Source organism: Sphingomonas jatrophae (assembly GCF_900113315.1).
Taxonomy (GTDB): Bacteria; Pseudomonadota; Alphaproteobacteria; order Sphingomonadales; family Sphingomonadaceae; genus Sphingomonas_P; species Sphingomonas_P jatrophae.
Map to the genome: position 1 here is coordinate 994,431 of NZ_FOZG01000002.1, position 21,605 is coordinate 1,016,035.

Genomic DNA, 21,605 nt, shown 5'->3' on the forward strand with positions numbered 1-21,605 from the left:
ACGATACCGGTTCACCCGCGCGGCGGCTGCGCCTATGGGAGGCGCTTCCTCGCACTCCGGAGCCTCCATTCATGCTGCCCGAAATGTCCACCTGGGATGCGCTCGATGCGCACAAGGACGAGGATGAGGCCGACAGCGTCCGCGCGCTGCTCGCCCGCACGCCTCTGTCTCCCGCCGAGCGGCGCACGGTGGTGGATCATGCGGTGCAGCTGGTCGAGGCGGCCCGCGCCTCCACCGCCAAGCAGGGCGTCGTCGAGAGCTTCCTCAAGGAATTCAGCCTCGGCACGCGCGAGGGCCTCGCGCTCATGTGCCTCGCCGAAGCGCTGCTGCGCACGCCCGATGCGGACACGCGCGACCGGCTGATCGCGGAAAAGATCGGCGCGGCGGACTGGGCGGCGCATCTCGGCCAGTCGGAGAGCCTGTTCGTCAACGCCTCTACCTGGGGGTTGATGCTGACCGGGCGGCTGATCGACGTGGACGAGGAGGCCAAGCAGGATGTCGGCGGCTGGCTGAAGCGCCTGACCGCCCGCGTGGGCGAGCCGGTGATCCGCCAGGCGGTGGGTGCTGCGGTGCGCATGATGGGCGAGCAGTTCGTGCTCGGGCGCGATGTCGATGCGGCGCTCCGCCGGGCCAAGCGCGAGGGCTGGCTCTGCTCGTTCGACATGCTGGGCGAGGGCGCCCGCACCGCGATGGACGCGGCGCGCTACGAAGGCATCTATGCCGACGCGATCGAAAAGGTCGGCCGCGCCCGCGCTCAGGGTCAGCGGCCCGAGGACGGGCACGGCGTGTCGGTCAAGCTCTCCGCGCTCTGCCCGCGCTATGAGGCGGTGCAGGAAGCGCGCGTGTGGGAGGAGCTCTATCCCCGCATGAAGCGGCTGGCGCTGATCGCCAAGCGCCACGATCTCAACTTCGCCATCGACGCGGAGGAGGCGGACCGGCTGGTCCTCTCCTTGAAGCTGATCGAGCGGCTGGCGCGCGAGGCGGACTTAAGCGACTGGACCGGCCTCGGCGTCGTCGTGCAGGCCTATCAGAAGCGCGGCATCCACGTGATCGAGCGGCTGGCGGCACTGTCGCGCGAGACGGGACGGCGGCTGATGGTCCGCCTCGTCAAGGGCGCCTATTGGGACAGCGAGATCAAGCGCGCGCAGCTGGCCGGGCGGCCGGACTATCCGGTGTTCACCACCAAGCCGGCGACGGATCTGTCCTATCTGGTCTGCGCCGAGGCGCTGATCGCGGCGAGCCCGCACCTTTATCCGCAGTTCGCGACGCACAATGCGCACACGCTGGCCGCGGTCCGGCTGATGGCGGCGCGCGCGAACGTGCCGATCGAGCATCAGCGGCTGCACGGCATGGGCGAGGCGCTCTACAAGGTGCCGCATGACGGCGCGAAAGCGCATCTGCGCGCTTATGCGCCGGTCGGCGGGCATGAGGAATTGCTGCCCTATCTCGTCCGCCGGCTGCTGGAAAATGGCGCCAATACCAGCTTCGTCCACGCGCTGACCGATTCGCGCGTGCCCGCCGAGCAGGTGGTGCATGATCCGATCGCCGCGGTCGAGGCGCAGCCCGGCCGCCATCCCAAGATTCCCGTTCCCGCCGACCTTTACGGGGCGGAGCGCAAGAACCCGCTCGGGCGCGATTACAGCCGCTGGGACGTGCGCGCGGCAGCCGCGCGGGCGACCGGCCTTGCCCTGGCCGACCATATCGCGGCCGGGCCGATCGTCGGCGGACAGCTGCTCGCCGGGGCAGGCGCGGTGCCGCTCCATTCGCCGGTGGATCGCAGCCGGCTGCTCGGCGCGGTCAGCGCGGCAACGCGCGCCGACATCGACGCCGCCGCCAAGCGCGCGCGGGCGGCCCAGCCGGCCTGGGATCGCCGCGGCGGCCCGGCTCGCGCCCGGACGCTGCGCGCCATGGGCGATGCGCTGGAGACCGACATGGACCGGCTCGTCGCGCTGCTGGCGGAGGAAGCGGGCAAGACGCTGAACGACGCCGTGGCCGAGGTACGCGAGGCGGTCGATTTCTGCCGCTATTACGCGCACCTCGCCGAGCGTCAGTTTGCCGGGCCGACGACGCTCAACGGCCCGGTCGGCGAGGTGAACAGCCTTGAACTGCGCGGACGCGGCACGTTCGTCTGCATCTCGCCCTGGAACTTCCCGCTGGCGATCTTCACCGGCCAGATCGCCGCCGCGCTGGCGGCGGGCAATGCGGTGCTGGCCAAGCCCGCCGAGCAGACCCCGCTCATCGCCGCGGAGGCGGTTCGCCTGTTCCACCGCGCCGGGCTCAATCCCGATCTCCTGGCCCTGCTGCCGGGCGAGGGCACGGACGTGGGCGCGGCGCTCGTGGCGCACCCGCACATTCATGGCGTCGCCTTCACCGGCGGCACCGAGACGGCGTGGGCGATCAACCGCCAGCTGGCGGCGCGGAACGGCCCGATCCTGCCCTTCATCGCCGAGACGGGGGGCTTGAACGGCATGTTCGTCGATACGACGGCGCTCCGCGAGCAGGTGGTGGACGACGTGATCGTCTCGGCCATCGGCTCGGCCGGGCAACGCTGCTCGGCGCTCCGCGTCCTCTATCTGCCGCATGATTCGGCGGACGAGATCATCGCCACCCTGTCCGGTGCGCTCGATGCGCTGGTCGTGGGCGATCCGGCAGACCCGGCGACCGACATCGGCCCGGTGATCGACGAGGATGCGCGCAAGCAGCTCGAGGCGCATGTCGCGCGGCTGGAGCGCGAGGCGAAGGTGATCCGCCGGCTCGATCCGGGCGCTTGGGGCCAGAAGGGCTGCTATTTCGGCCCGGTGATCGCCGAGGTGCCCTCGCCCGACTTCCTCGAGCGGGAGGTGTTCGGCCCGATCCTCCACGTCTATCGCTACGATCCCGAGGTGCTGCCGCAGGTGACGGGCAAGCTGGCCGAGCGCGGCTATGGCCTGACGCTCGGCGTCCACAGCCGCATCGAACGCTTCGCCGAGGAGGTGCGCGCGGCGGTGCCGGCGGGCAACGTCTATGTGAATCGCTCGATCATCGGCGCGGTGGTCGGCGTGCAGCCCTTCGGCGGCGAAGGGCTTTCGGGCACCGGCCCCAAGGCAGGCGGGCCGCACGCGCTGCTGCGCTATGCGGTGGAGCGCGCGGTGTCGGTGAACATCGCGGCGCAGGGCGGCGATCCGGCGCTGCTGAATCTGTAGAGCCCTTCCGTCATCCTGAACTTGTTCCAGGATCCACCGGGCGGCTTGGCTGAGCGGCCGCATGATGTTCCGCCCGGTGGATGCTGAAACGAGTTCAGCATGACGAGGTAAGAAAAAGCGCCGCGGTAATGCTCTGCGGGTTTCGAAGAGAGGGCGTAAGCCGGCGGCGCGCGGTCCTCTATCGCCCCGCCCGTTTCCCGCGCACCAGCGCCTCGTCCAAGGCGGACAGGAAGCGGGAGCGGTCCGCCTTCGCGAACGGCGCGGGGCCGCCGATGTTGTCGCCCATCCCTGCGCGCAGGTCCGCCATGATCGCGCGGGTGGCGACGGCGGCGCCGATGCCCGCTAGGGTGAACGGCTTGCCTGTGGGCGCGATCACCGTGGCGCCCGCCTTGAGGCAGCGATCCGCCAGCAGGATGTCCGCGGTGACGACCACCGCGTCGGGTCCCGCCTGCTCCGCGATGTGATCGTCCGCCGCGTCGAAGCTCGCGCCCACGACGGTGCGCGTCAGCAGCGGATGGGCGGGAATGCGGAGATGCTGGTTGGAGACGATCTCGACCGGCACGGCGTGGCGAAAGGCGACCTTGTAGATCTCCTCCTTCACCGGGCAGGCATCGGCGTCGACGAGGATGCGCATGGCGCGACTTAGGGCTAAGGCACGCGCCCGGGCAAGGAGAGGGGCATGAGCGACCGCGCAACCACCCGCCGCGTGCTGCTGGCGAGCCTCGCCGGCACGGGCGTCGAGTTCTACGATTTCTACATCTTCGCGACCGCGACCAGCCTGTTCTTCGGCCCGCTTTTCTTTCCCGCATCGTCGGCGCTGGCGCAGCAGATGGCGGCGTTCGCCAGCCTCGCTCTCGCCTTCTTCGCGCGACCGATCGGGGCGGCCCTGTTCGGCCATTTCGGCGATCGCATCGGGCGCAAGTCGACGCTGGTCGCCTCGCTGCTGCTGATGGGCGGATCGACCACCCTGATCGCCTTCCTGCCGACCTACCAGATGGCGGGCGCGCTGGCGCCGCTGCTGCTCTGCCTGCTGCGGATCGGCCAGGGTCTCGGTCTTGGCGGCGAATGGGGCGGCGCGGCCTTGCTGGCGGTGGAGCATGCGCCGCCCGGCTGGCGTGGGCGGTTCGGCATGGTGCCGCAGCTCGGCGCGCCGCTCGGTTTCCTCGCGGCCAACGGCTTCTTCCTCGTGCTCGGCCTGACCATGTCGTCGGAGGCCCTGACCGCGTGGGGCTGGCGCATCCCCTTTCTCGTTTCCGCCGTGCTGGTGGGCTTGGGCCTGTGGGTGCGGCTGACGCTGAGCGAAACGCCCGCCTTCGCCGCCGCGCTGGCGGAGGCACCGCCTGAGCGAGTGCCGTTCGCCGCGGTGTTCCAGCGCCATCTCGGTGCCACGCTGGCGGGCACGTTCGGCGTCGTCGCCTGCTTCGCGCTTTATTATATCGCCACCGCCTTCGCGCTCAGCTGGGGCACCGGCGCGGGCGGTTACAGCCGCACCGACTTCCTGCAGGCGCAGCTCGGCGGCATCCTGTTCATGGCGGCAGGCATTCTCGCCTCTGGCTGGCTGTCCGACCGGTTCGATCCACGCCGCGTGCTGATCTGGGGCTGCCTGATGACGGTGGTGACCGGCGCGGTGCTGGGGCCGCTGCTCGGCTCGGGATCGCTGGCGCTGGTGTTCGTCTGGCTCGCGCTGGCGCTGACGGCGATGGGCTTCGTCTATGGGCCGCTCGGCGCGTGGCTGCCGGGGCTGTTCCCGCCGCGCGTGCGCTATACGGGCGCGTCGATCGCGTTCAACGTCGGCGGCATTCTCGGCGGTGGGCTCGCGCCGCTGGTGGCGACGGCGCTGGCGGCGCAGCGCGGGCTGGCGCCGGTCGGCCTGTATCTCGGCGGGTGTGCGGTGATCAGCCTTGTGGCGCTTGTGGCGGCGGGGCGGCGATCAGCGGCCTAGCGCCTTCATCAAGGCGGCCTTGTCCATCTTGGAGCGGCCGGGAATGTCGCGCTTGCGCGCCTCGGCCAGCAGGTCTGCCTTGGTCGGCTCGCCATGCCGGGCGCGGGCGGCCTTTTCGGCGACGTCCTTTGGCTGGGCGGAATGCTGCCGGCCCTTCTTCAGGTCGCGCCGCTTCTTGGCGGTGGTGCGGGCATAATCCCCGTCGCTCAGCGCCTCGCGCGCTTTCTTGGGCAGATAGCGCTCGCCCGTCTCCAGGCTCTCCTTGCCCGACTTGGTGCCCCACTCCTCCTCGGTCCATTCGTGCAGCGAATTGTCCGCGCGCTTGCGGCCGACATAGCCGCCGCCAGCCTTTTTATACTCGCTGACGGCGAGCTGCGCCTTGCGCGCGGACCATTCGCCGGCATGGCCGCCCTTGTCGCCGTCGGTGACGCGCTTCTTTACCTTCTCCCACAAAGCGGGATCGTCACGCTTCGCCGTCGTCGACACAAGGCAGCCCTCCGTACCGGTCAGGCGATCTTCAGCCCTTCCTTGTTCATGACCGCGGTGAGCGCCTTGTTCTGCTCCTCCGTCAGCTTGGCCTTGAGCGCGGGGAACACCTCGCGCTCCTCCTCGCCGGCATGCCGCTCGATCAGGGCGCGGAACTCGCGCGCCTTGGGCAACCAGGCCGGATCGGACCGCGGCATCATGTCGAGATCGTAGAGATACTGCTTCACATAGCCGTGATCGCCGTTCAGCTTGTCCGCCGTCTCGCGGTCGCCCGCGTCGCGGAGCGCTGCATAGACGGCATTCTCTTCCTGCATGGCGTGCTTGGCCAGCGCATGCTTCAGTTGCATCAGCAGGAAGCCGCGCTTGGCGGTCTGCTGCTCGGTCGTCTTCTCCAGCGTGTCGAAGATGGCGAGCGTCATCTTGTGCTCGGTCGCCAGTGCTTCGTCCCAGCTGCCGGCAAGGTAGGTCGGCGCCTGCACAACCGCCTTGCGGACGAAGTTGGCGGCGAATCCGGCCACCGCGCCGGCGGCGGCGACAGCGCCGAATGCCAGCGCGCTGTTGCGGTCGATCGTGGAAGAGTCGGTCTTGGTCGCCATGGGAGCCTCCAGGTCGGGAATACGGAGGGCACAACGAAGCGGGAGATGCGAAGCTCCCGCTTTCCGCAGGTGTCGCAAACTGACGCATTCCGTAACGTCAAAATACGTAGATCCAGTGCGTATTACAGACACTTACGACAATTTTGCCGCAGTGCGGCAAAACTTGTCCGTGCGCGGTTGCACTTAACTTACTTTTAAGAGACGGTTCGTCGCAGGAGGGGCCGGAAGCCCCCGGATCGATGGGGTCGCGGCGATGGACATGGGGTCGACGGCGTATCGCGAATATGAGGCGGACGAGCCGTATCGCGGGGGTGGCGGCGCCTCAGCCGACATCCGCCAGCTACGCTTCCGCGAGCTGGACGTACGGCTCGACCGGGAAGACGGCATCCTATGGTGCGACATGGCGCCGTCCGGCCGGCCCTGCTTCAGCTTCGGCATGATGGCCGAATATCGCGAGCTTCAGCTGGCGATCCGCGATCAGTTCGTCGGCCTTCGGCCAGGCGATCCCACCCCGTTCCAATATGTCGTCTCGGGCTCGCGCACGCCCGGCGTCTACAATCTCGGCGGCGATCTCGGCTTCTTCCAGCAGTGTATCCGCCAGGGCGACATCGAACCGATGCGCCGATACGCTTATGGCTGCGTCGAGGGCCAGTTCGAGAATTGGTCCGCTTATGATTGCCCCGTCATCACCATGGCGCTGGTTCGCGGCGATGCGCTGGGCGGCGGATTCGAGTTCGCCTTGTCCTACGACTTCATCGTGGCGGAGCGCAGCGCGCGGATGGGCCTGCCCGAGGTGCTGTTCAACCTGTTTCCTGGCATGGGCGCCTACAGCTTCATCAGCCGCAAGCTGGATCGGCGCGCGGCCGAAGCGCTGATCCTCTCGGGCAAGGTCTATACCGCCGAGGAGATGCACGACATGGGGCTGGTCGACGTGCTGGCCGATGACGGCTGCGGCGAGATGGCGCTGCGCGAGCATATCGCCCGCACGCGGCGCAATTTCAGCACGCACAAGGCGCTCTACGATGCGCGCCGCCGCGTCATGCCGGTCACGCTGAACGAGCTGCGCGAGGTGGTCGATATCTGGGCGGAAACCGCGATGCGGCTGACCGACCGCGACCTCAAGATCATGCAGCGGCTGGTGCAGGCGCAGGACAAACGCATGGCTGCGGCGCGCGCGGGCGTGCGGCTGGTCTGATCCGTCAGGCGCGGCGCGCGGTGCGCTGCGGCCAGTCTTCCAGCACCGAGCGCGCGCGGGCCAGAGCATCGTCCAGCCGGTCCGCCTGCCATGCGCCGCGCTCGTGGAACTCGGCCTCGCCGATCCGCTGGAGATAGCGGCAGAGATCGGCGACGATGGTCGCGCCCACGTTGGCGGCCGAACTGCACAAAGCGTGCGCGTCGGTGCGGAAGGCGACCACATCGCCCGCCACCACCGCAGCACGTACCGCCGCGGCAAGCCCGTCGGCATCCTTCAGGTAGACGCCGATCAGCTCGGCGACGAAGTCGCTGCCGCCCAGCTCGTCGAGTTCCGCCAGCGCCGACCAGTCGATCGCCTCGGCCGCCGGCGCCTCGGCGCGGGTCAGCGGCGTCACGACGCCTGCCGGATCATAGCCCGGCAGCACGGCGGCCGGTGCCGCCGTCCGCTCGACCAGACTGTCGATCAGGTCCAGCAGCGGCTCCGCATCGATCGGCTTGGCGATGCACGCATCCATGCCCGCCTCCAGGCACCGCTCGGCATTGTCCTGCGAGGCATCGGCCGTCACCGCGATGATCGGCACGCGCGGCTGGCCGACGCTGGCGAAGCGGTAGAGCTTGGTCGTCTCGATGCCGTTCATGATCGGCATGTTGACGTCCATCAGCACCGCATCGAACTGCTCGTCGCGCATCAGGTCGAGCGCTTTCTCGCCATCGTCGGCGAAGCCGACCTCGTGGCCGGCGCGGTCGAGGATCATGCCGAACACGCGCTGGTTCACCGCATTGTCGTCCGCCACGAGGATGCGACGCGGCGTGCGGATCACCTCGGCGACCTCCCCCGCATCCGCTTCGATGGCGATGCCCGCCAGCCGCAGCGCGGTGGAAACGGCGCGGTCGAGCGCGTCGGCGGTCGGCTGGCGCGGCAGGCGGGAGACGAACATGCGCTCGATCTCGTCCGGCGGCGGAACGGGATCGCCGGGATCGGCGAGCAGGATCGGCACGGCCCCGCGACCGAGCGTGTCGGACAGGTCGACCGTGTCGCTCAGCTCGCGCGTCGCGGCAAGGTGACGCGCATCCACCAGCAGCACGGTAGCGGCAGCGCGGTCGTAGAAGGGGCGGATACTGTCGCGGGTTTCGCGCCGCACCACACCGCGGCCGATCGCCAGCGCCAGCTCGGGGTCGTCGGAATAGAGCAGCAGCCGCGCCGGTGCGGTGGCCTCGGGTGCTGCCTCCTCGATCTCGACGCGCGCGGTCAACCAGAAGCGGCTGCCGCTGCCGACCCGGCTGTCGACGCCGATCTGCCCGCCCATCAAGGTTGCGATCTGGCGGCAGATGGCAAGGCCGAGGCCCGTGCCGCCATAACGGTCGATGATGGTCGCATCGGCCTGGCGGAAGCTGCCGAAGATATGCTCCTGCGCCTCCTCGGCAATGCCGATGCCGGTATCCGCGACCACCAGGCGCAGCATCGGCCGGGACGCACCCGGCTCCATGCCCGCGATGATGGTGATGGCGCCCTGGTCGGTGAACTTGAGCGCATTGCCGACAAGATTGACGAGCACCTCGCGCAGCCGTGCCTCGTCGCCGCGCAACGCCGTCGGCGTGTCCGGTTCGAGATGGAGGTTGAGCTTCAGCCCCTTGTCCAGCGCCTGATGCTCCATCAGCGCGCGCACCGAGCCGAGCAGGCGCGCCAGATCGAAGGACGCGATCTCCAGCACGGCGCCGTTCGCCTCGAAGCGTGAGAAATCGAGCAGCCGGGTAATCATGGTGAGCAGCTGCCGGCCGGCCTCGACGATCGTGCCCGCCGTCTCGCGCTTGTCCGTTTCGCGCGACGTGGCGGCGAGATGCTCGCCCAGGCCGATGATCGCGGTCAGCGGGGTGCGCAGCTCATGGCTGACGCTGGCGAGGAAGTAGCTCTTCGCGCGGCTCGCCTCCTCGGCCGCGGCGGTCGCCTTGGACAGTTTCTGGATCAGCTGCGCGGCATAGAGCGGAATGGCGACCAGACCGAGCGTCAACCCGATCGAGAGCGGCAGGTTCGCGCGCCAGAAGGGCGTCACCGCGACGACGAAGATGAAGCCGGCGGTGGAGATCACCGTCGCGGCGAACAGGAAATTGCGGCCGAAGCGGAAGCCATTGCCGAGGCTGGTCCATAACAGCAGCGGCCAGAAACCGGCCGATGCCGCGCCGCTCAACGCGATGAACGACAGGATCATGCCGAAATCGACAAACATCATCAGCGTGCGACGTGACACGTTCGCGCTGGTGTCGAACAATAGCTGGACGAACACGATCGTGCTGAGGACGAGGAAGGCGATCAGGATCGGGATCGACGCGGGATTGAGCCCGAAGATCAGCGTCGTCGCCAGCGCGAACAGCGCGAAGGCGACGCGATTGAAGCTCATCTCATGTTCGCTGTCCGGCCGGCCGCGCAGCCGCTTGAACAGCGACGCACCTTGCGCCGCTGCCGCGCTCACGATGCGCGCCGGTGAGCGACGGGCCGGCTGGCGAGCAGCGCTTCAAGGCCGAGTGCGGATTGCGGCCGGCCGATATGATAGCCTTGCAGGTGATCGCAGCCGATGGCGCGCAGCATGACCTGCTGCTCTTCCGTCTCGACGCCCTCGGCCGTGGTCTCCAGGCCGAGATCGTGCGCCATGCTGGTGATGGCGTGGACGATCGCCGCGTCCTTGGCGGCATAGGGCAATGCCGAGACGAAGCTGCGGTCGATCTTCAGCCGGTCGACCGGCAGGTCGCGGAGGTATTGCAGCGAGGAATAGCCGGTGCCGAAATCGTCCACCGCCACGCGCACGCCGAAATCGCGCAGCCGTTGCAGCGTCTCGGCGGCGGCCTGGCGGTTGGCGACGAGCAGGCTCTCGACGATCTCGAGCTCCAGGCAGTCGGGTTCGAGCCCCGAGTCGCTCACCGCCTGACGGACGAGCGCGAACACGTCGGTCCGCTGAAACTGGAGCGCGGACAGGTTCACCGACACGCGCGGGATCGGCACGCCGCGCGCACGCCATGCCGCCAGCTGGCGGCACGCCTCGCGCAGCACCCACCCGCCGATCGGGATAATCATGCCGGTCTCTTCTGCGCAGCGCAGGAAGTCGCCGGGCCCAAGCCGCCCTTTCACCGGGTGGTTCCAGCGCAGCAGCGCCTCGGCCGAGACGATCGCGCCGGTGCGCGCGGCCGAGACGGGCTGATAGAACAGCTCGAACTCCTGCCGATCGATCGCGGCGTGGAGATCAGCCTCCAGCGCGACCGCGGTCTGCGCCGCCCAGTTCATCTCATGGTGGAAGAAGCGGAAGGTGTTCCCGCCCGCGGCCTTGGCCGCATACATCGCCAGATCGGCGGTGCGCAGCAGCTCGTCCGGCGCGGTCGCGTGATCGGGCGACAAGGCGATGCCGAGACTGGCGGAGAGGACAACGTCATGTCCCTCCAGCGAATAGGTCCGGTCGATCGCGGCGAGCAGCGCCTCGGCCCGCTGCGCCGCCTCGTCCGGCGTGTCGAGCCCGCCGATCAGCACGGCGAATTCGTCGCCGCCCAGCCGCGCCGCGCACTCGCCGGGCTTCAGCATACGGCCGACCGTCGCGGCGACCTTTTCCAGCAGCAGGTCACCGGCGCGGTGGCCGCGCGTATCGTTGACGAACTTGAACCGGTCGAGATCGAGCAGATAGACCGCGACGCGGTTGCCGTCCGCCTGCGCCTTCGCCACCGCCGATTGCAGGCGATCGCGGAACAGGATGCGGTTGGGCAGGCCGGTCAACGCGTCGTGCCGGGCCATGTGGTTGAGGTGCGTCTCCGCGCGCTTGCGCCCGGTAATGTCGATCGCGGAGGTGAGCACGCCGGTGACCTCGCCCTGCCCGTCACGCAGCGGCGCCTTGTGGACGAGGTAGATGAGCCGCACGCCGTCGCGTTCGATCTCTTCCTCATAGCCGGGGATTGCGCTGCCGCCCTCCAGCACCCGCGCATTGGCCGCCCGGTCGCGCTCGGCCCGATCCGCCGGATAGGTGGCGGCAATGTCGCTGCCGACCAGGGCGGCAGGGGCGCGGCCGCTGATCGCGGCCTGATGCGCGTTGACGAACAGGCAGCGGCCATCGCGGTCGGTCGCGGCGACCATCACGGGCACGGCATCGAGCACCTGGCCCATCAGCGCGGCGCCATCGCCGAACAGCGTCGACAGCGCGTTGCCGAGCGCCGCATCCGTCTCATATTCGGCAGCGCGCACCTGCGCGGACAATTGCTGGCGCCGGAAGGCGAGCAGGGTGCGCGCACGCGACTGAAATTCGCGCCGATCGACCGGGCTCTGCAGGAAATCGGTGGCACCGGCCTCTAGCGCAAGAAGGCGGAAATCGCGGTCGTCATAAGCGGTGATGACTACGATCGGCACCTCGTGCGTTGCCGGACGGCGGCGCACGGCACGGGTGAATTCGGCACCGTTCATCTCAGGCATGGAGAAGTCGACGATGATGAGGTCGGGCGTCCAGCCCTCGATCAGGGTCAGCGCCTCGCGCGGGTCGCCGCAGGTCTTCACCACGATGTCGGGATCGAGCGCGCTGGTCAGCCGCGCGAAGATATTCTGGTTTGTCGGCCGATCGTCGACGATCAGAACCTGTTGCGTGCCCATGGCCTCAGCCTATCAGTCAACAGGGCAAATATTCGGTTAACGGGCGTTCCCCGCGGGTTTGCGTTGGCCTCAGCAGGTCTGGGCGGACGAGAGCGCGGTGCCACCTTCGCGCAGCAGTCGCTCGACGAGCTCGGCCTGCACGCCCTCGCCCACCAGATCCGGCGCGTCCGGCGTGCCGCCGAGGCTCCGACAAAGATGCGCCGCGCCGACCGGGTGCGCCCAGTGGGCGCGGTGACTCGCCAGCGCCGGGCCGTCGCCGGCCAGCAGATCCTCCATCAGCGCGGGCGACAGGGTCGGCACGCACTCGATCCGCGGCACCGGCCGCGCGCGGCCGAGCGCGGTGAGCAATTGCGGCCCCAGCGCGGTGCGGTTGAGCGGCTTGGGCGCATCGCGCAGGATCGTCTCGGCCGTGCGGCGATACCAGGCGAGCAGGCCATCGCCCGCGGTGAACAGCATCGCGGCATTGCTCAACCGCTCATCGGCATGGATGCTGGCCGAATCGCGCCAGATCCATCGTTCCCGCGCCAGCGCAGCGGGCGCATCCGGCAGCCGCATCGCGGCGGGATCGAACACGAGCACGTCGGCATCGAGCCACAGCACCGCGTCCGCCGTGTCCAGCAGCGGCTCGATCCACAGCAGCCGCGCCAGATCGGTCAGCGCCAGCCTCGCGCCATCGGCCGCGGCCAATGTCCACGCGGGCAGCGGATCGAACAGGGCATCGCCCAGCCGGCGATAGGCGAATCCGGCACCACGCGCCCAGCCCTCGACACTATCGAGGCAGCGCGCCAGCCAGGGTGGGCAATCTCCGTCGCGCCAGGACTGGACGACCAGCATTCTCATCCCCATATGCCGCGTCGGGCGCACCCTATAGCGCCCTTCCGTTCGGCGCGCCTTTTCTCTACATTGCGGCCCCGCCGAACGCTAACAGGAGACTGCGCTATACCGCCCCCCATGCCCCGTCGCGGCTTCATGCCGACCCCCATGCCGCTCAACGGCCCGCGATTCAACGAATTCATCCAGAGCCAGAAGGTTCGGGTGATCGACGAAAATGGCGAGAATCTCGGCGTCATGTACACGCGCGAGGCGATGGAGCAGGCGCGTGAGGTCGGTCTCGATCTAGTCGAGGTCTCGCCCAATGCGGATCCGCCGGTCGCCAAGTTCCTCGACATCGGCAAGTTCAAGTACGAGACGCAGAAAAAGGCGAACCTCGCCCGCAAGTCGCAGAAGACGCAGGAGATCAAGGAGATCAAGATGCGTCCGAACATCGACGACCATGACTATGACACCAAGATGAAGAAGGTGCATGAGTTCCTGGCCGAGGGCGACAAGGTGAAGTGCACACTGCGTTTCCGCGGGCGTGAGCTGGCGCACGGGCAGCTGGGCATGATGGTGCTGCAGCGCGTCCAGGCCGACACGGCGGAAGTCGCCAAGGTCGAGCAGTTCCCCCGCATGGAGGGACGCCAGATGCTGATGGTGCTCGCCCCCAAATAAGCGTTCGGGCGCCGGCGCAGCCGCCGGCGCCTGCCCTTTAACATTGTTGCAACCGTACCGCACGAAGCTGCGCTCAGGATGTGCCACGGCACGCCGCGTGCTTTTCGTTTGGAGCGGGCCGGTTTTCGGGTTTTACTCCCCTCACCGAATGACGCGCTGCGGATCGCATGTGGCGCGCGAACAGGGGAGAATGCCATGAAGACGTCGCTATGGTCGCTATCCTGTGGCCTGCTCGCGCTATCGACGCCGGCGCTCGCCCAGGATGCCACGGGCAATCCGGCGCAGGCACCCGCCGCCCCGCAAGGCACGCCGGCCGCGCCGCCGCTGACCGAGGCCGCGGCCGACGCCGCGGTGGAGACGGGCGCGGGCAACGACATCATCGTCACCGCCACACGCCGCGCCAGCCCGCTCTCCGACGTGCCGATCGCGGTTTCCGCCGTCACCGCCGCATCGCTCCAGAACAGCGGCGCAACCGACATCCGCCAGCTCAACCAGCTCGCCCCCTCGCTGCTCGTCTCCTCCTCCGGCTCGGAGGCGAACGGCTCCGCCCGCGTGCGCGGCATCGGCACGGTCGGCGACAATCCCGGTCTCGAATCCTCGGTCGCGGTGTTCGTCGATGGCGTGTACCGCTCACGCAGCGGCATCGGCCTGAACGAGCTGGGCGAGGTGGAGCGGGTCGAGGTGCTGCGCGGGCCGCAGGGCACCCTCTTTGGCCGCAACGCATCGGCCGGCCTGATCAACATCGTGTCGAAGCGCCCGTCCTATGAGGAATCGGGCGCAGCCGAGTTTCAGTACGGCAATTACGACATGTATCGGGGCCAGCTCAGCCTGACCGGCCCGATCATCGACCAGAAGCTCGCCTACCGCATCGACGGCGTGTTCGTGAAGCGCGACGGCTTCTACGACAATGTCACGGCCGCCGGCGGGAGCGAGCGCGACGTGAACGACCGCGACCGCTGGTTCGTCCGCGGCCAGCTGCTGTTCGAGCCGACCGAGCGGCTGACGCTGCGCCTGATCGGCGATTACACGCGCCGCAACGAGAGCTGCTGCGGCGCGGTCTATATCTCGCAGCGCGAGACGTTCGACCCGACCGTCAACGTGGGCGCCGCCAACACTGACGGCGCCGTCGCCACCGCGCCCAACAACCGCATCGTCGACGTGCTGCGCAGCCTCGGCGCCACCTTCCCGCTCGCCGGCAACACGGTCGATCCGTACAGCCGCGACATCGCGGTGACGCCGGGCCGCAGTTTCCGCAACAAGACGACAGATTATGGCGGCTCGCTCCAGGCCGATCTGGAGCTGGGTGACGCGGCCACGCTCACCTCGATTACCGCATACCGTCAGTATCGCGCCGGCGGCGAAGGCGACGTCGATTATACCAACGTCGATATCGCCTATCGGCCCGACGACAATTTCCGCCGCTTCAAGACATTCACGCAGGAGCTGCGGCTTCAGGGCTCGCTGTTCAACGATCGGCTCGACTGGCTGGTCGGCGGCTTCTACACCAACGAGAAGCTGCGGCTGGTCGATCGCATCGTGTTCGGCACCCAATATGGCGCCTTCGCCGCCTGCCGCATCGTCGCCACCGCCAACCCGCTCGGCGCGCTGCGCAACCCCGCGGCGCCGGGCTGCCTCACGCCGATCGGCCGCGGTGCGCTGGGTGCCAGCTTCGGCGCGGCGGCGCCTGCGGTACTGGGCGCGCTCGACCGGCTGAGCACGGTCAACAATGTCGGCGATCAGGGCGTGCAGTTCGACCAGAAGAGCGAGAATTGGGCGCTGTTCACGCACAACATCTTCAACATCACGGACAAGCTCAGCCTGACCCTCGGTCTGCGCTACACCAACGAGACGAAGACACTCGACGCCAATTTCAACAACAACAACACCGTCTGCCCGACGCAGCAGGCGGCGCTCGGGCCGCTGCTCGCCTCCGCCGCCACGCCCGCGCAGCTGCGAACATTGCTTGCCGGCATCGTCACGCTGACCTGCCAGGGCAATAGCAGCTCGTTGCTCAACGCGATCACGCTGAACGACAAGCGCAAGGAGGATGAGTTCACCGGCACCGCGGTGATCTCGTTCAAGCCATCGGCGCGGCTGCTGACCTACGCCTCCTATTCGAAGGGCTACAAAGCGGGGGGCTTCAATCTCGATCGCTCGGCGCTCGGCTCGACGCCGGGCAACGTCTCCGCCTTGTCCCCGCGGAGCGCGGGCGACGTGGCCGACCTGCAATATGCCGCCGAGAAGGTCGACGCCTTCGAGATCGGCGCGAAATATTCGACGCGCCGCTTCAGCCTGAACGTCGCCGCCTTCCGGCAGGAATTCTCCAACTTTCAGCTGAACACGTTCAACGGCAGCGTCTTCATCGTCCAGAACGTTCAGGCGTGCGGCGCGGACCTGAACGGGGCGGATCGGGATGCGTCGGGCACCACCGGCGCCTGCCCGGAAAAGGGGAAGGCCGGCCTGATCTCGCAGGGCGTCGAGCTGGAAGCGTCGATCAACCCGGTGCGCGACGTGCAGGTGACGGCCGGCTACACCTATGCCGACACGCATTTCCGCAACAATCTGATCGGCACGTCGCGCGGCGCCACCGCGCCGCTCGATCCTGCGCTGTTCCTGCTGCCGGGCGCTCAACTGTCGAACGCGCCGAAGAATACGGTGACGGCGAGCTTCGCCTGGACGCCGGAGCTGACCTCCAGCGGGATCAGCGGCCTGCTCTACGTCGATACCCGCATGACCTCGAAATATAATACCGGCTCCGATCTCGCGCCCGAGAAGGAGCAGCAGGGTTATGAGGTGGTGAATGCCCGCATCGGCATTCGCGGGCCCGACAGCCGCTGGGCGCTCGAATTCTGGGGCCAGAACGTATTCAACGCCAAATATACCCAGGTCGCGTTCAACTCGCCCTATCAGGGGTCGGGTTCGGTCGCGAACGTGGCGGCCTTCGGCGGCGTCGGCAATTCGCTCTACTCCGCCTATCTCGCGGAGCCGCGGACCTACGGCGTGACGGTGCGGACGCGGTTCTGAACCCGAGCGCGGCGGCTCACCGCCGCCGCGCCACCGCCCCGCCTGCCCAGCCGAGCAGCAGCGACACCGCCACCGCTGCCAGCCCGTAGAGAAAGGCATGACTCTGCGCGGCCGCGGCGGTGAACCGCTCGAAGCCCGATTTGTCGATCACGATCCGCTTGGTCGCGCCCGCCAGCACGCGACCGTCGCGGATCAGGAACGTCTCCGCGGTGTAGCTTCCCGTCGGCACGCGCGCGGGGATGGCGATGCGCGCGCGGTAGAGCACACCCTCGCTGATCTCCACCGCACCCGGCTCCTCGCGGTAGAGGCCTGAGCGGCGCTTCAGATCGACCAGCCCGCGCTCGAACCGTCGCTGTGCCTCGGGCGTCTCGCCGCTGGCGGGCGAGAGCTGGAGATTGTCGACACCGATCTCGTAGATCGCCGCGGTGCGTGCATCGACCAGCCGGTCGAGCGGCTTGGACGCCGCCACCGCATAGAAGGCCGGCGCCGAGCGGAAGCGCGCGCTCTCCGCATTCAGCCAGACGCCCGCAATCTTGCGCTTCTCGCGCACCACGAGGCCCTCGGCCGGCCCTTTCACCACCACCGCGATGTCGGCATCCCGCTCGGGCACGCGGCCGCCCGGATAGAGGATCGCGCCGAACAGGAGCAGCTCGGCGCCGGTGAAGGAGTAGACGATGTCGATCTGCCGCTGCGAGACGTCGGGCACGAGTCTCGGCTTGTCCTGCGCGGTCAGCAGCGGCGCGGCGAGCAGCAGCCAAACGATCCGCCTCACAGCGGCTGCACCGAATAGAGCTCCGCCGGCCGCCACGTCAGGCCGAGCAGCATGCGCAGCGCCACCGTCAGCACCATGAAGGCGAGTGCGAGGCGGAGATATTCGGGCTTGATCCGCATCGCGAAGCCCGCGCCCAGCTGCGCCCCCGTCACCGATCCGATCAGCAGCAGCACCGCCAGCACGATATCCACCGCCTGCGTCGTCAGTGCATGCACCATCGTCGTCGCGGCGGTGACGAAGAGAATCTGGAACAGGGAGGTGCCGACCACCGTGCGCGTCGACATGCGCAGACCATAGATCATCGCCGGCACCAGCACGAAGCCGCCACCCACGCCCAGCAGCACCGTCAGCACACCCGTGCCGAGCCCGAGCAGGAAGGGGGCGAGCGGCGAGATGTAGAGGCCAGAACGGTTGAACCGCCAGCGGAACGGCAGCACCGCGACAAGCGGGTGGTGCCGCCGCTCTGGCGCACTCGGGGCCGTGCCGCGACGCACCGCCAGCACCGCGCCCAGCGCTTCCTTCGCCATGAGCAAGCCGATCGAGCCGAGCAGCACCACATAGAGCACCGCCACCACCGTATCGATCTGGCCGCTCGCCTGGAGCGCGGCAAAGGCATAGCCTCCGGCGACCGACCCCACCGCGCCGCCCGCGACGAGCACCCAGCCCATCTTCACGTCCACCCCGCCGCGCTGCATGTGCGCCATCACGCCCGACACGCTGGCGCCGGTGATCTGCGTCGCGGACGAGGCCACCGCCACCGCCGGCGGAATGCCGTAGAAGATCAGCAACGGCGTCGTCAGAAAGCCGCCGCCCACCCCGAACATGCCCGACAGCACCCCGACGCCGAGGCCGAGCGCCACGATCACCAGCGCATTGACCGACAGGCCGGCGATGGGGAGGTAGAGATCCATGGAAGGGGCCTAGCGTGAAAGGCGCGGCAGGTCATGCCCTGAGAGGCGGATGCCGGGCGCCTGCCGTCCTCCCCGCTGGCCGTTGCACGCCGCCCCCTTCCCCCGTCCGCCCGCCTCGGCTAACGCTTGCGGCGTGGCGCCCGGCACCTCATCCTGCGACGTGGCGATTGTCGGCGGCGGCCTGGCGGGCGGGCTGATCGCGCTGGCACTGGCCGCGCGCCGCCCCGAACTGTCGGTCACGCTGATCGAGGCGGGTGCGACGATCGGCGGCAACCACATCTGGTCCTTCTTCGAAGGCGATGTCGCCAGGGACGAGCGCAACCTGCTGGCTCCGCTCGTCAGCCATGCCTGGCCCGGCTACGATGTCGCCTTTCCCGGCCATCGCCGCCGGCTGAACCAGCCTTATTATTCGATCCGCTCCGAACGGCTCGATGCGGCGGTTCGGGCCGCGCTGCCCGAGGGGCGTGTCCATACCGGCCGGCGCGCGCTCGCCGTCTCGGCCCGCGCCGCAGTGCTGGAGGACGGCACGCGCATCGAGGCGGGCGGCGTGATCGACGCGCGCGGCGCCGCCAGCCTTTCCACGCTCGATCTCGGCTGGCAGAAGTTCGTCGGCGAGGAGCTGCTGCTGGCGGCCCCGCACGGGCTCGACCGGCCGATCGTGATGGACGCGACAGTCGAGCAATATGACGGCTACCGCTTCGTCTACGTCCTCCCATTCGATGAGCGGACCCTGTTCGTCGAGGACACTTATTACTCCACCTCGGCCGAGTTGCAGCCCGATCTGCTCGCCCACCGCATCCAGGCCTATGCCGCTGCCAAGGGCTGGCAGGTCGAGTCGGTCGCGCGGCGCGAATCGGGCGTGCTGCCTGTCGCCATGGGCGGAGACTTTGCCGCTTACTGGCAGTCGGGCGGCGGCAGCGTTGCCAAGGCGGGCGTGCGCGCGGGTCTTTTCCACCCCACCACGGGTTATTCGCTGCCCGATGCGGTGCGCACCGCGCATCTCGTCGCTTCGCTGAAAGACCTCTCCGGCGCGGCGCTGGCCGCCGCGCTCCACGATCACGCCGCCTCCGCCTGGAAGGAGCGCGGCTTTTACCGGATGCTTGACCGAATGCTGTTCCGTGCCGCCGCCCCGACCCAGCGCTACAAGGTGCTGGAACGATTCTACACGCTGTCGCCGCAGCTGATCGCGCGCTTCTATGCCGGCCGCTCGACCAAGGGGGACAAGCTGCGCGTGCTGGCGGGCAAGCCGCCCGTGCCGGTGCTGCGCGCCATCGCCGCGCTGCGGGAGGGACGCGCATGACCGTCCCCTCGGGCGCCAAGCGCGCCTGCGTCATCGGATCAGGTTTCGGCGGCCTCGCCCTTGCCATCCGCCTGCAATCGGCCGGGATCGCCACCACCGTGGTCGAGGCGCGGGACAAGCCCGGCGGCCGCGCCTATGTCTGGCAGCGCGACGGCTTCACCTTCGATGCCGGCCCTACCGTCATCACCGATCCCGCCTGCCTGCAGGAGCTCTGGGGCTTAAGCGGCCGCGACATGGGTGAGGACGTGACGCTCTCGCCGGTCACGCCCTTCTACCGGCTCAACTGGCCGGACGGCACGAACTTCGATTATTCCAACGACGAGGCGGGGTTGCGGCGCGAGATCGCGAAGCTCGATCCGGCCGATGTCGAGGGCTATGACCGGTTCCTCGATTATTCCGCCGGCGTCTACCGCGAGGGGTATGAGAAGCTCGGCCATGTCGCGTTTCTCGACTTCGCGTCGATGATCAAGGCGGCGCCGGCGCTCGCCAAATACCAGGCGTGGCGCTCGGTCTACTCGATGGTGTCGAGCTTCGTCCGCAGCCCCAAGCTGCGGGAGGCGCTGAGCTTCCACACCCTGCTGGTCGGCGGCAATCCGATGACCACCAGCGCCATCTACGCGCTGATCCACAAGCTGGAGAAGGATGGCGGCGTGTGGTTCGCCCGCGGGGGCACCAATGCGCTGGTCGCCGGCATGGTGCGCCAGTTCGAGCGGCTGGGCGGCATCGTCCGGCTGAACGACAAGGCGATCCGCATCGACACGCTGGGGGATCGCGTCACCGGCGTCACCACCGCCTCCGGCTGGTCCGAGACGTTCGATGCGGTGGCGAGCAACGGCGACATCGTCCACAGCTATCGCGACCTGCTCGGTCATGCCCCGCGCGGGCGGTCGGCGGGGGCGAAGCTGGAGCGGCGGCGCTTCTCGCCCTCCTTGTTCGTCGTCCATTTCGGCATTCGCGGCGCGTGGCCGGGCATTCCGCACCACATGATCCTGTTCGGCCCCCGCTACAAAGGGCTGCTCAGCGACATCTATGACAATGGCGTGCTGTCGAGCGACTTCTCGCTCTATCTCCACCATCCGACCGTGACGGACCCGAGCCTCGCGCCCGAGGGCTGCTCCACCTTCTACGTGCTGGCGCCGGTGCCGCACATGGGCAAGCTGCCGATCGACTGGGACGGAGAGGCGGGCGCAGCCTATGCCGACCGCATCCTTGATGAGGTGGAGCGGCGCATGATCCCGGGCCTGCGCGAGCGCCTGGTGACGCGCTTCCATTACACGCCAGCGGATTTCGGCCGCGATCTGTCGGCGCATCTCGGCTCCGCCTTCAGCCTTGAGCCGCTGCTGACGCAGAGCGCCTATTTCCGCGTCCACAATCGCGACGACACGATCCCCAACCTCTATTTCGTCGGCGCCGGCACGCATCCGGGCGCAGGCATTCCGGGCGTGGTCGGATCGGCCAAAGCGACCGCCAAGCTGATGCTGGAGGATTTGCGGGGATGAAGCGCATCGCCGTCTATTGCGGATCGGCGACGCCCGCCGATCCGGTCTATATCGAGTGTGCACGGAACGTCGGCCGCACCTTCGCCGAACAGGGCATCGGCCTCGTCTATGGCGGCGGGCGGCTGGGGTTGATGGGCGCCGTGGCGGATGCGTGCCTTGCCGCGGGCGGCGAGGTGATTGGCGTGATCCCCGAGGCGCTGGTCACGGCCGAGGTCGCGCATCGCGGGCTGACCGAGCTGCACACCGTCGGCACGATGCACCAGCGCAAGCAGCTGTTCACCGATCTGTCCGATGGCTTCCTCACCATTCCTGGTGGCACCGGCACGATGGACGAGCTGTGGGAGGCGATGAGCTGGGCGCAGCTCGGCTATCACGCCAAGCCCGTCGGCCTGCTCAACGTCGCCGGCTATTATGACGGGCTGATCGAGTTCGTGGGCAAGATGGCGGAGGTCGGCTTCCTCCGCCCGCAGCACCGCGACATCCTGATCGTCGGCGACGTGCTCACCGATCTGCTCGCCCGCATGGCCGCTCACCAGCCGCACACGCCCATCTTCCGCATGTCGTCGAGCGAGCTGTGACTTCGGCCCCCGCGG

At 68.6% G+C, this 21,605-nt stretch carries 16 protein-coding genes; 8 read left to right on the forward strand and 8 right to left on the reverse strand.

The features are described from left to right. The first annotated feature begins 71 nt into the window (after positions 1-71). Positions 72-3,182, forward strand: coding sequence for a bifunctional proline dehydrogenase/L-glutamate gamma-semialdehyde dehydrogenase PutA (putA, locus tag BM360_RS14020; RefSeq protein ID WP_093315632.1), 3,111 nt, complete (start codon positions 72-74; stop codon positions 3,180-3,182). Positions 3,183-3,360: 178 nt separating this feature from the next. Here the strand turns inward: putA and BM360_RS14025 are convergent, their stop codons facing one another. Further along, the gene (locus tag BM360_RS14025; RefSeq protein WP_093315634.1) at positions 3,361-3,816 is read right to left on the reverse strand and encodes a YaiI/YqxD family protein; all 456 of its coding nucleotides are present in this window, start codon (positions 3,814-3,816) and stop codon (positions 3,361-3,363) included. 45 nt (positions 3,817-3,861) lie between these two features. On the opposite strand from BM360_RS14025, the gene BM360_RS14030 reads away from it, so the two are divergent. Then, the gene (locus BM360_RS14030) at positions 3,862-5,124 is read left to right on the forward strand and encodes an MFS transporter (RefSeq protein ID WP_093315636.1); all 1,263 of its coding nucleotides are present in this window, start codon (positions 3,862-3,864) and stop codon (positions 5,122-5,124) included. Here BM360_RS14030 and BM360_RS14035 read toward each other — a convergent pair. After that, on the reverse strand, positions 5,113-5,610 hold the full coding sequence (locus tag BM360_RS14035) for a hypothetical protein (RefSeq protein WP_093315638.1): 498 nt from the start codon (positions 5,608-5,610) through the stop codon (positions 5,113-5,115). The two genes, BM360_RS14030 and BM360_RS14035, sit on opposite strands and share 12 nt — an antisense overlap. Before the next feature lie 20 nt (positions 5,611-5,630). Next, positions 5,631-6,206, reverse strand: a complete 576-nt coding sequence (locus BM360_RS14040) for a hemerythrin domain-containing protein (protein WP_093315640.1) — start codon at positions 6,204-6,206, stop codon at positions 5,631-5,633. A 259-nt stretch (positions 6,207-6,465) separates the two neighbouring features. On the opposite strand from BM360_RS14040, the gene BM360_RS14045 reads away from it, so the two are divergent. After that, the gene (locus tag BM360_RS14045; protein ID WP_207544600.1) at positions 6,466-7,401 is read left to right on the forward strand and encodes a crotonase/enoyl-CoA hydratase family protein; all 936 of its coding nucleotides are present in this window, start codon (positions 6,466-6,468) and stop codon (positions 7,399-7,401) included. A 4-nt stretch (positions 7,402-7,405) separates the two neighbouring features. Here BM360_RS14045 and BM360_RS14050 read toward each other — a convergent pair whose 3' ends face one another. The 3 genes from BM360_RS14050 to BM360_RS14060 all read right to left on the reverse strand — a co-directional run bounded on the left by BM360_RS14050 (position 7,406) and on the right by BM360_RS14060 (position 12,849). Next, positions 7,406-9,868 (reverse strand): ATP-binding protein, encoded by a 2,463-nt coding sequence (locus BM360_RS14050; RefSeq protein WP_093315644.1) that lies wholly within the window; start codon positions 9,866-9,868, stop codon positions 7,406-7,408. Next, entirely contained in the window at positions 9,865-12,015 is a 2,151-nt protein-coding gene (locus BM360_RS14055; protein WP_093315646.1) for an EAL domain-containing response regulator, read from the reverse strand. The genes BM360_RS14050 and BM360_RS14055 overlap by 4 nt, the downstream gene beginning before the upstream one ends. Positions 12,016-12,084: 69 nt before the next feature. Continuing rightward, on the reverse strand, positions 12,085-12,849 hold the full coding sequence (locus BM360_RS14060; RefSeq protein ID WP_093315648.1) for a hypothetical protein: 765 nt from the start codon (positions 12,847-12,849) through the stop codon (positions 12,085-12,087). Between the two features lie 147 nt (positions 12,850-12,996). Here BM360_RS14060 and infC point away from each other — a divergent pair, with 147 nt between their 5' ends. Together infC and BM360_RS14070 are read left to right on the forward strand one after the other, a co-directional pair. Further along, a complete protein-coding gene (infC, locus tag BM360_RS14065) occupies positions 12,997-13,506 on the forward strand; it encodes a translation initiation factor IF-3 (RefSeq protein ID WP_242653516.1) in 510 nt (169 codons plus the stop codon). 195 nt (positions 13,507-13,701) lie between these two features. Then, positions 13,702-16,530 (forward strand): TonB-dependent receptor, encoded by a 2,829-nt coding sequence (locus BM360_RS14070; RefSeq protein WP_093315652.1) that lies wholly within the window; start codon positions 13,702-13,704, stop codon positions 16,528-16,530. 16 nt (positions 16,531-16,546) lie between these two features. Here the strand turns inward: BM360_RS14070 and BM360_RS14075 are convergent, their stop codons facing one another. Together BM360_RS14075 and BM360_RS14080 are read right to left on the reverse strand one after the other, a co-directional pair. After that, entirely contained in the window at positions 16,547-17,302 is a 756-nt protein-coding gene (locus tag BM360_RS14075; protein WP_093315654.1) for a TIGR02186 family protein, read from the reverse strand. Continuing rightward, positions 17,299-18,213, reverse strand: a complete 915-nt coding sequence (locus tag BM360_RS14080) for a sulfite exporter TauE/SafE family protein (protein WP_093315656.1) — start codon at positions 18,211-18,213, stop codon at positions 17,299-17,301. Before BM360_RS14080 ends, BM360_RS14075 begins: the two co-directional genes overlap by 4 nt. A gap of 133 nt (positions 18,214-18,346) precedes the next feature. On the opposite strand from BM360_RS14080, the gene crtY reads away from it, so the two are divergent. Genes crtY through BM360_RS14095 form a run of 3 tightly spaced genes read left to right on the forward strand, consistent with a single transcriptional unit; the run spans position 18,347 to position 21,590 of the window. Next, complete coding sequence (crtY, locus tag BM360_RS14085; protein WP_242653486.1) at positions 18,347-19,513, forward strand: lycopene beta-cyclase CrtY; 1,167 nt, start codon at positions 18,347-18,349, stop codon at positions 19,511-19,513. Beyond that, positions 19,510-21,012 carry a phytoene desaturase gene (locus BM360_RS14090; protein ID WP_093315661.1) on the forward strand — a complete coding sequence of 501 codons (1,503 nt, stop codon included), beginning with the start codon at positions 19,510-19,512 and terminating at the stop codon, positions 21,010-21,012. The genes crtY and BM360_RS14090 overlap by 4 nt, the downstream gene beginning before the upstream one ends. Next, positions 21,009-21,590, forward strand: coding sequence for an LOG family protein (locus tag BM360_RS14095; RefSeq protein WP_093315663.1), 582 nt, complete (start codon positions 21,009-21,011; stop codon positions 21,588-21,590). Before BM360_RS14090 ends, BM360_RS14095 begins: the two co-directional genes overlap by 4 nt. Positions 21,591-21,605: the final 15 nt, after the last annotated feature.

Excerpts from the sequence above, each read along its gene's own strand:
- putA (WP_093315632.1), top strand. The coding sequence starts at position 72 with ATGCTGCCCGAAATGTCCACCTGGGATGCGCTCGATGCGCACAAGGAC.
- BM360_RS14025 (WP_093315634.1), bottom strand. The coding sequence starts at position 3,816 with ATGCGCATCCTCGTCGACGCCGATGCCTGCCCGGTGAAGGAGGAGATC.
- BM360_RS14030 (WP_093315636.1), top strand. The coding sequence starts at position 3,862 with ATGAGCGACCGCGCAACCACCCGCCGCGTGCTGCTGGCGAGCCTCGCC.
- BM360_RS14040 (WP_093315640.1), bottom strand. The coding sequence starts at position 6,206 with ATGGCGACCAAGACCGACTCTTCCACGATCGACCGCAACAGCGCGCTG.
- BM360_RS14045 (WP_207544600.1), top strand. The coding sequence starts at position 6,466 with ATGGGGTCGACGGCGTATCGCGAATATGAGGCGGACGAGCCGTATCGC.
- BM360_RS14055 (WP_093315646.1), bottom strand. The coding sequence starts at position 12,015 with ATGGGCACGCAACAGGTTCTGATCGTCGACGATCGGCCGACAAACCAG.
- BM360_RS14060 (WP_093315648.1), bottom strand. The coding sequence starts at position 12,849 with ATGCTGGTCGTCCAGTCCTGGCGCGACGGAGATTGCCCACCCTGGCTG.
- infC (WP_242653516.1), top strand. The coding sequence starts at position 12,997 with ATGCCGCTCAACGGCCCGCGATTCAACGAATTCATCCAGAGCCAGAAG.
- BM360_RS14070 (WP_093315652.1), top strand. The coding sequence starts at position 13,702 with ATGAAGACGTCGCTATGGTCGCTATCCTGTGGCCTGCTCGCGCTATCG.
- BM360_RS14080 (WP_093315656.1), bottom strand. The coding sequence starts at position 18,213 with ATGGATCTCTACCTCCCCATCGCCGGCCTGTCGGTCAATGCGCTGGTG.
- BM360_RS14090 (WP_093315661.1), top strand. The coding sequence starts at position 19,510 with ATGACCGTCCCCTCGGGCGCCAAGCGCGCCTGCGTCATCGGATCAGGT.
- BM360_RS14095 (WP_093315663.1), top strand. The coding sequence starts at position 21,009 with ATGAAGCGCATCGCCGTCTATTGCGGATCGGCGACGCCCGCCGATCCG.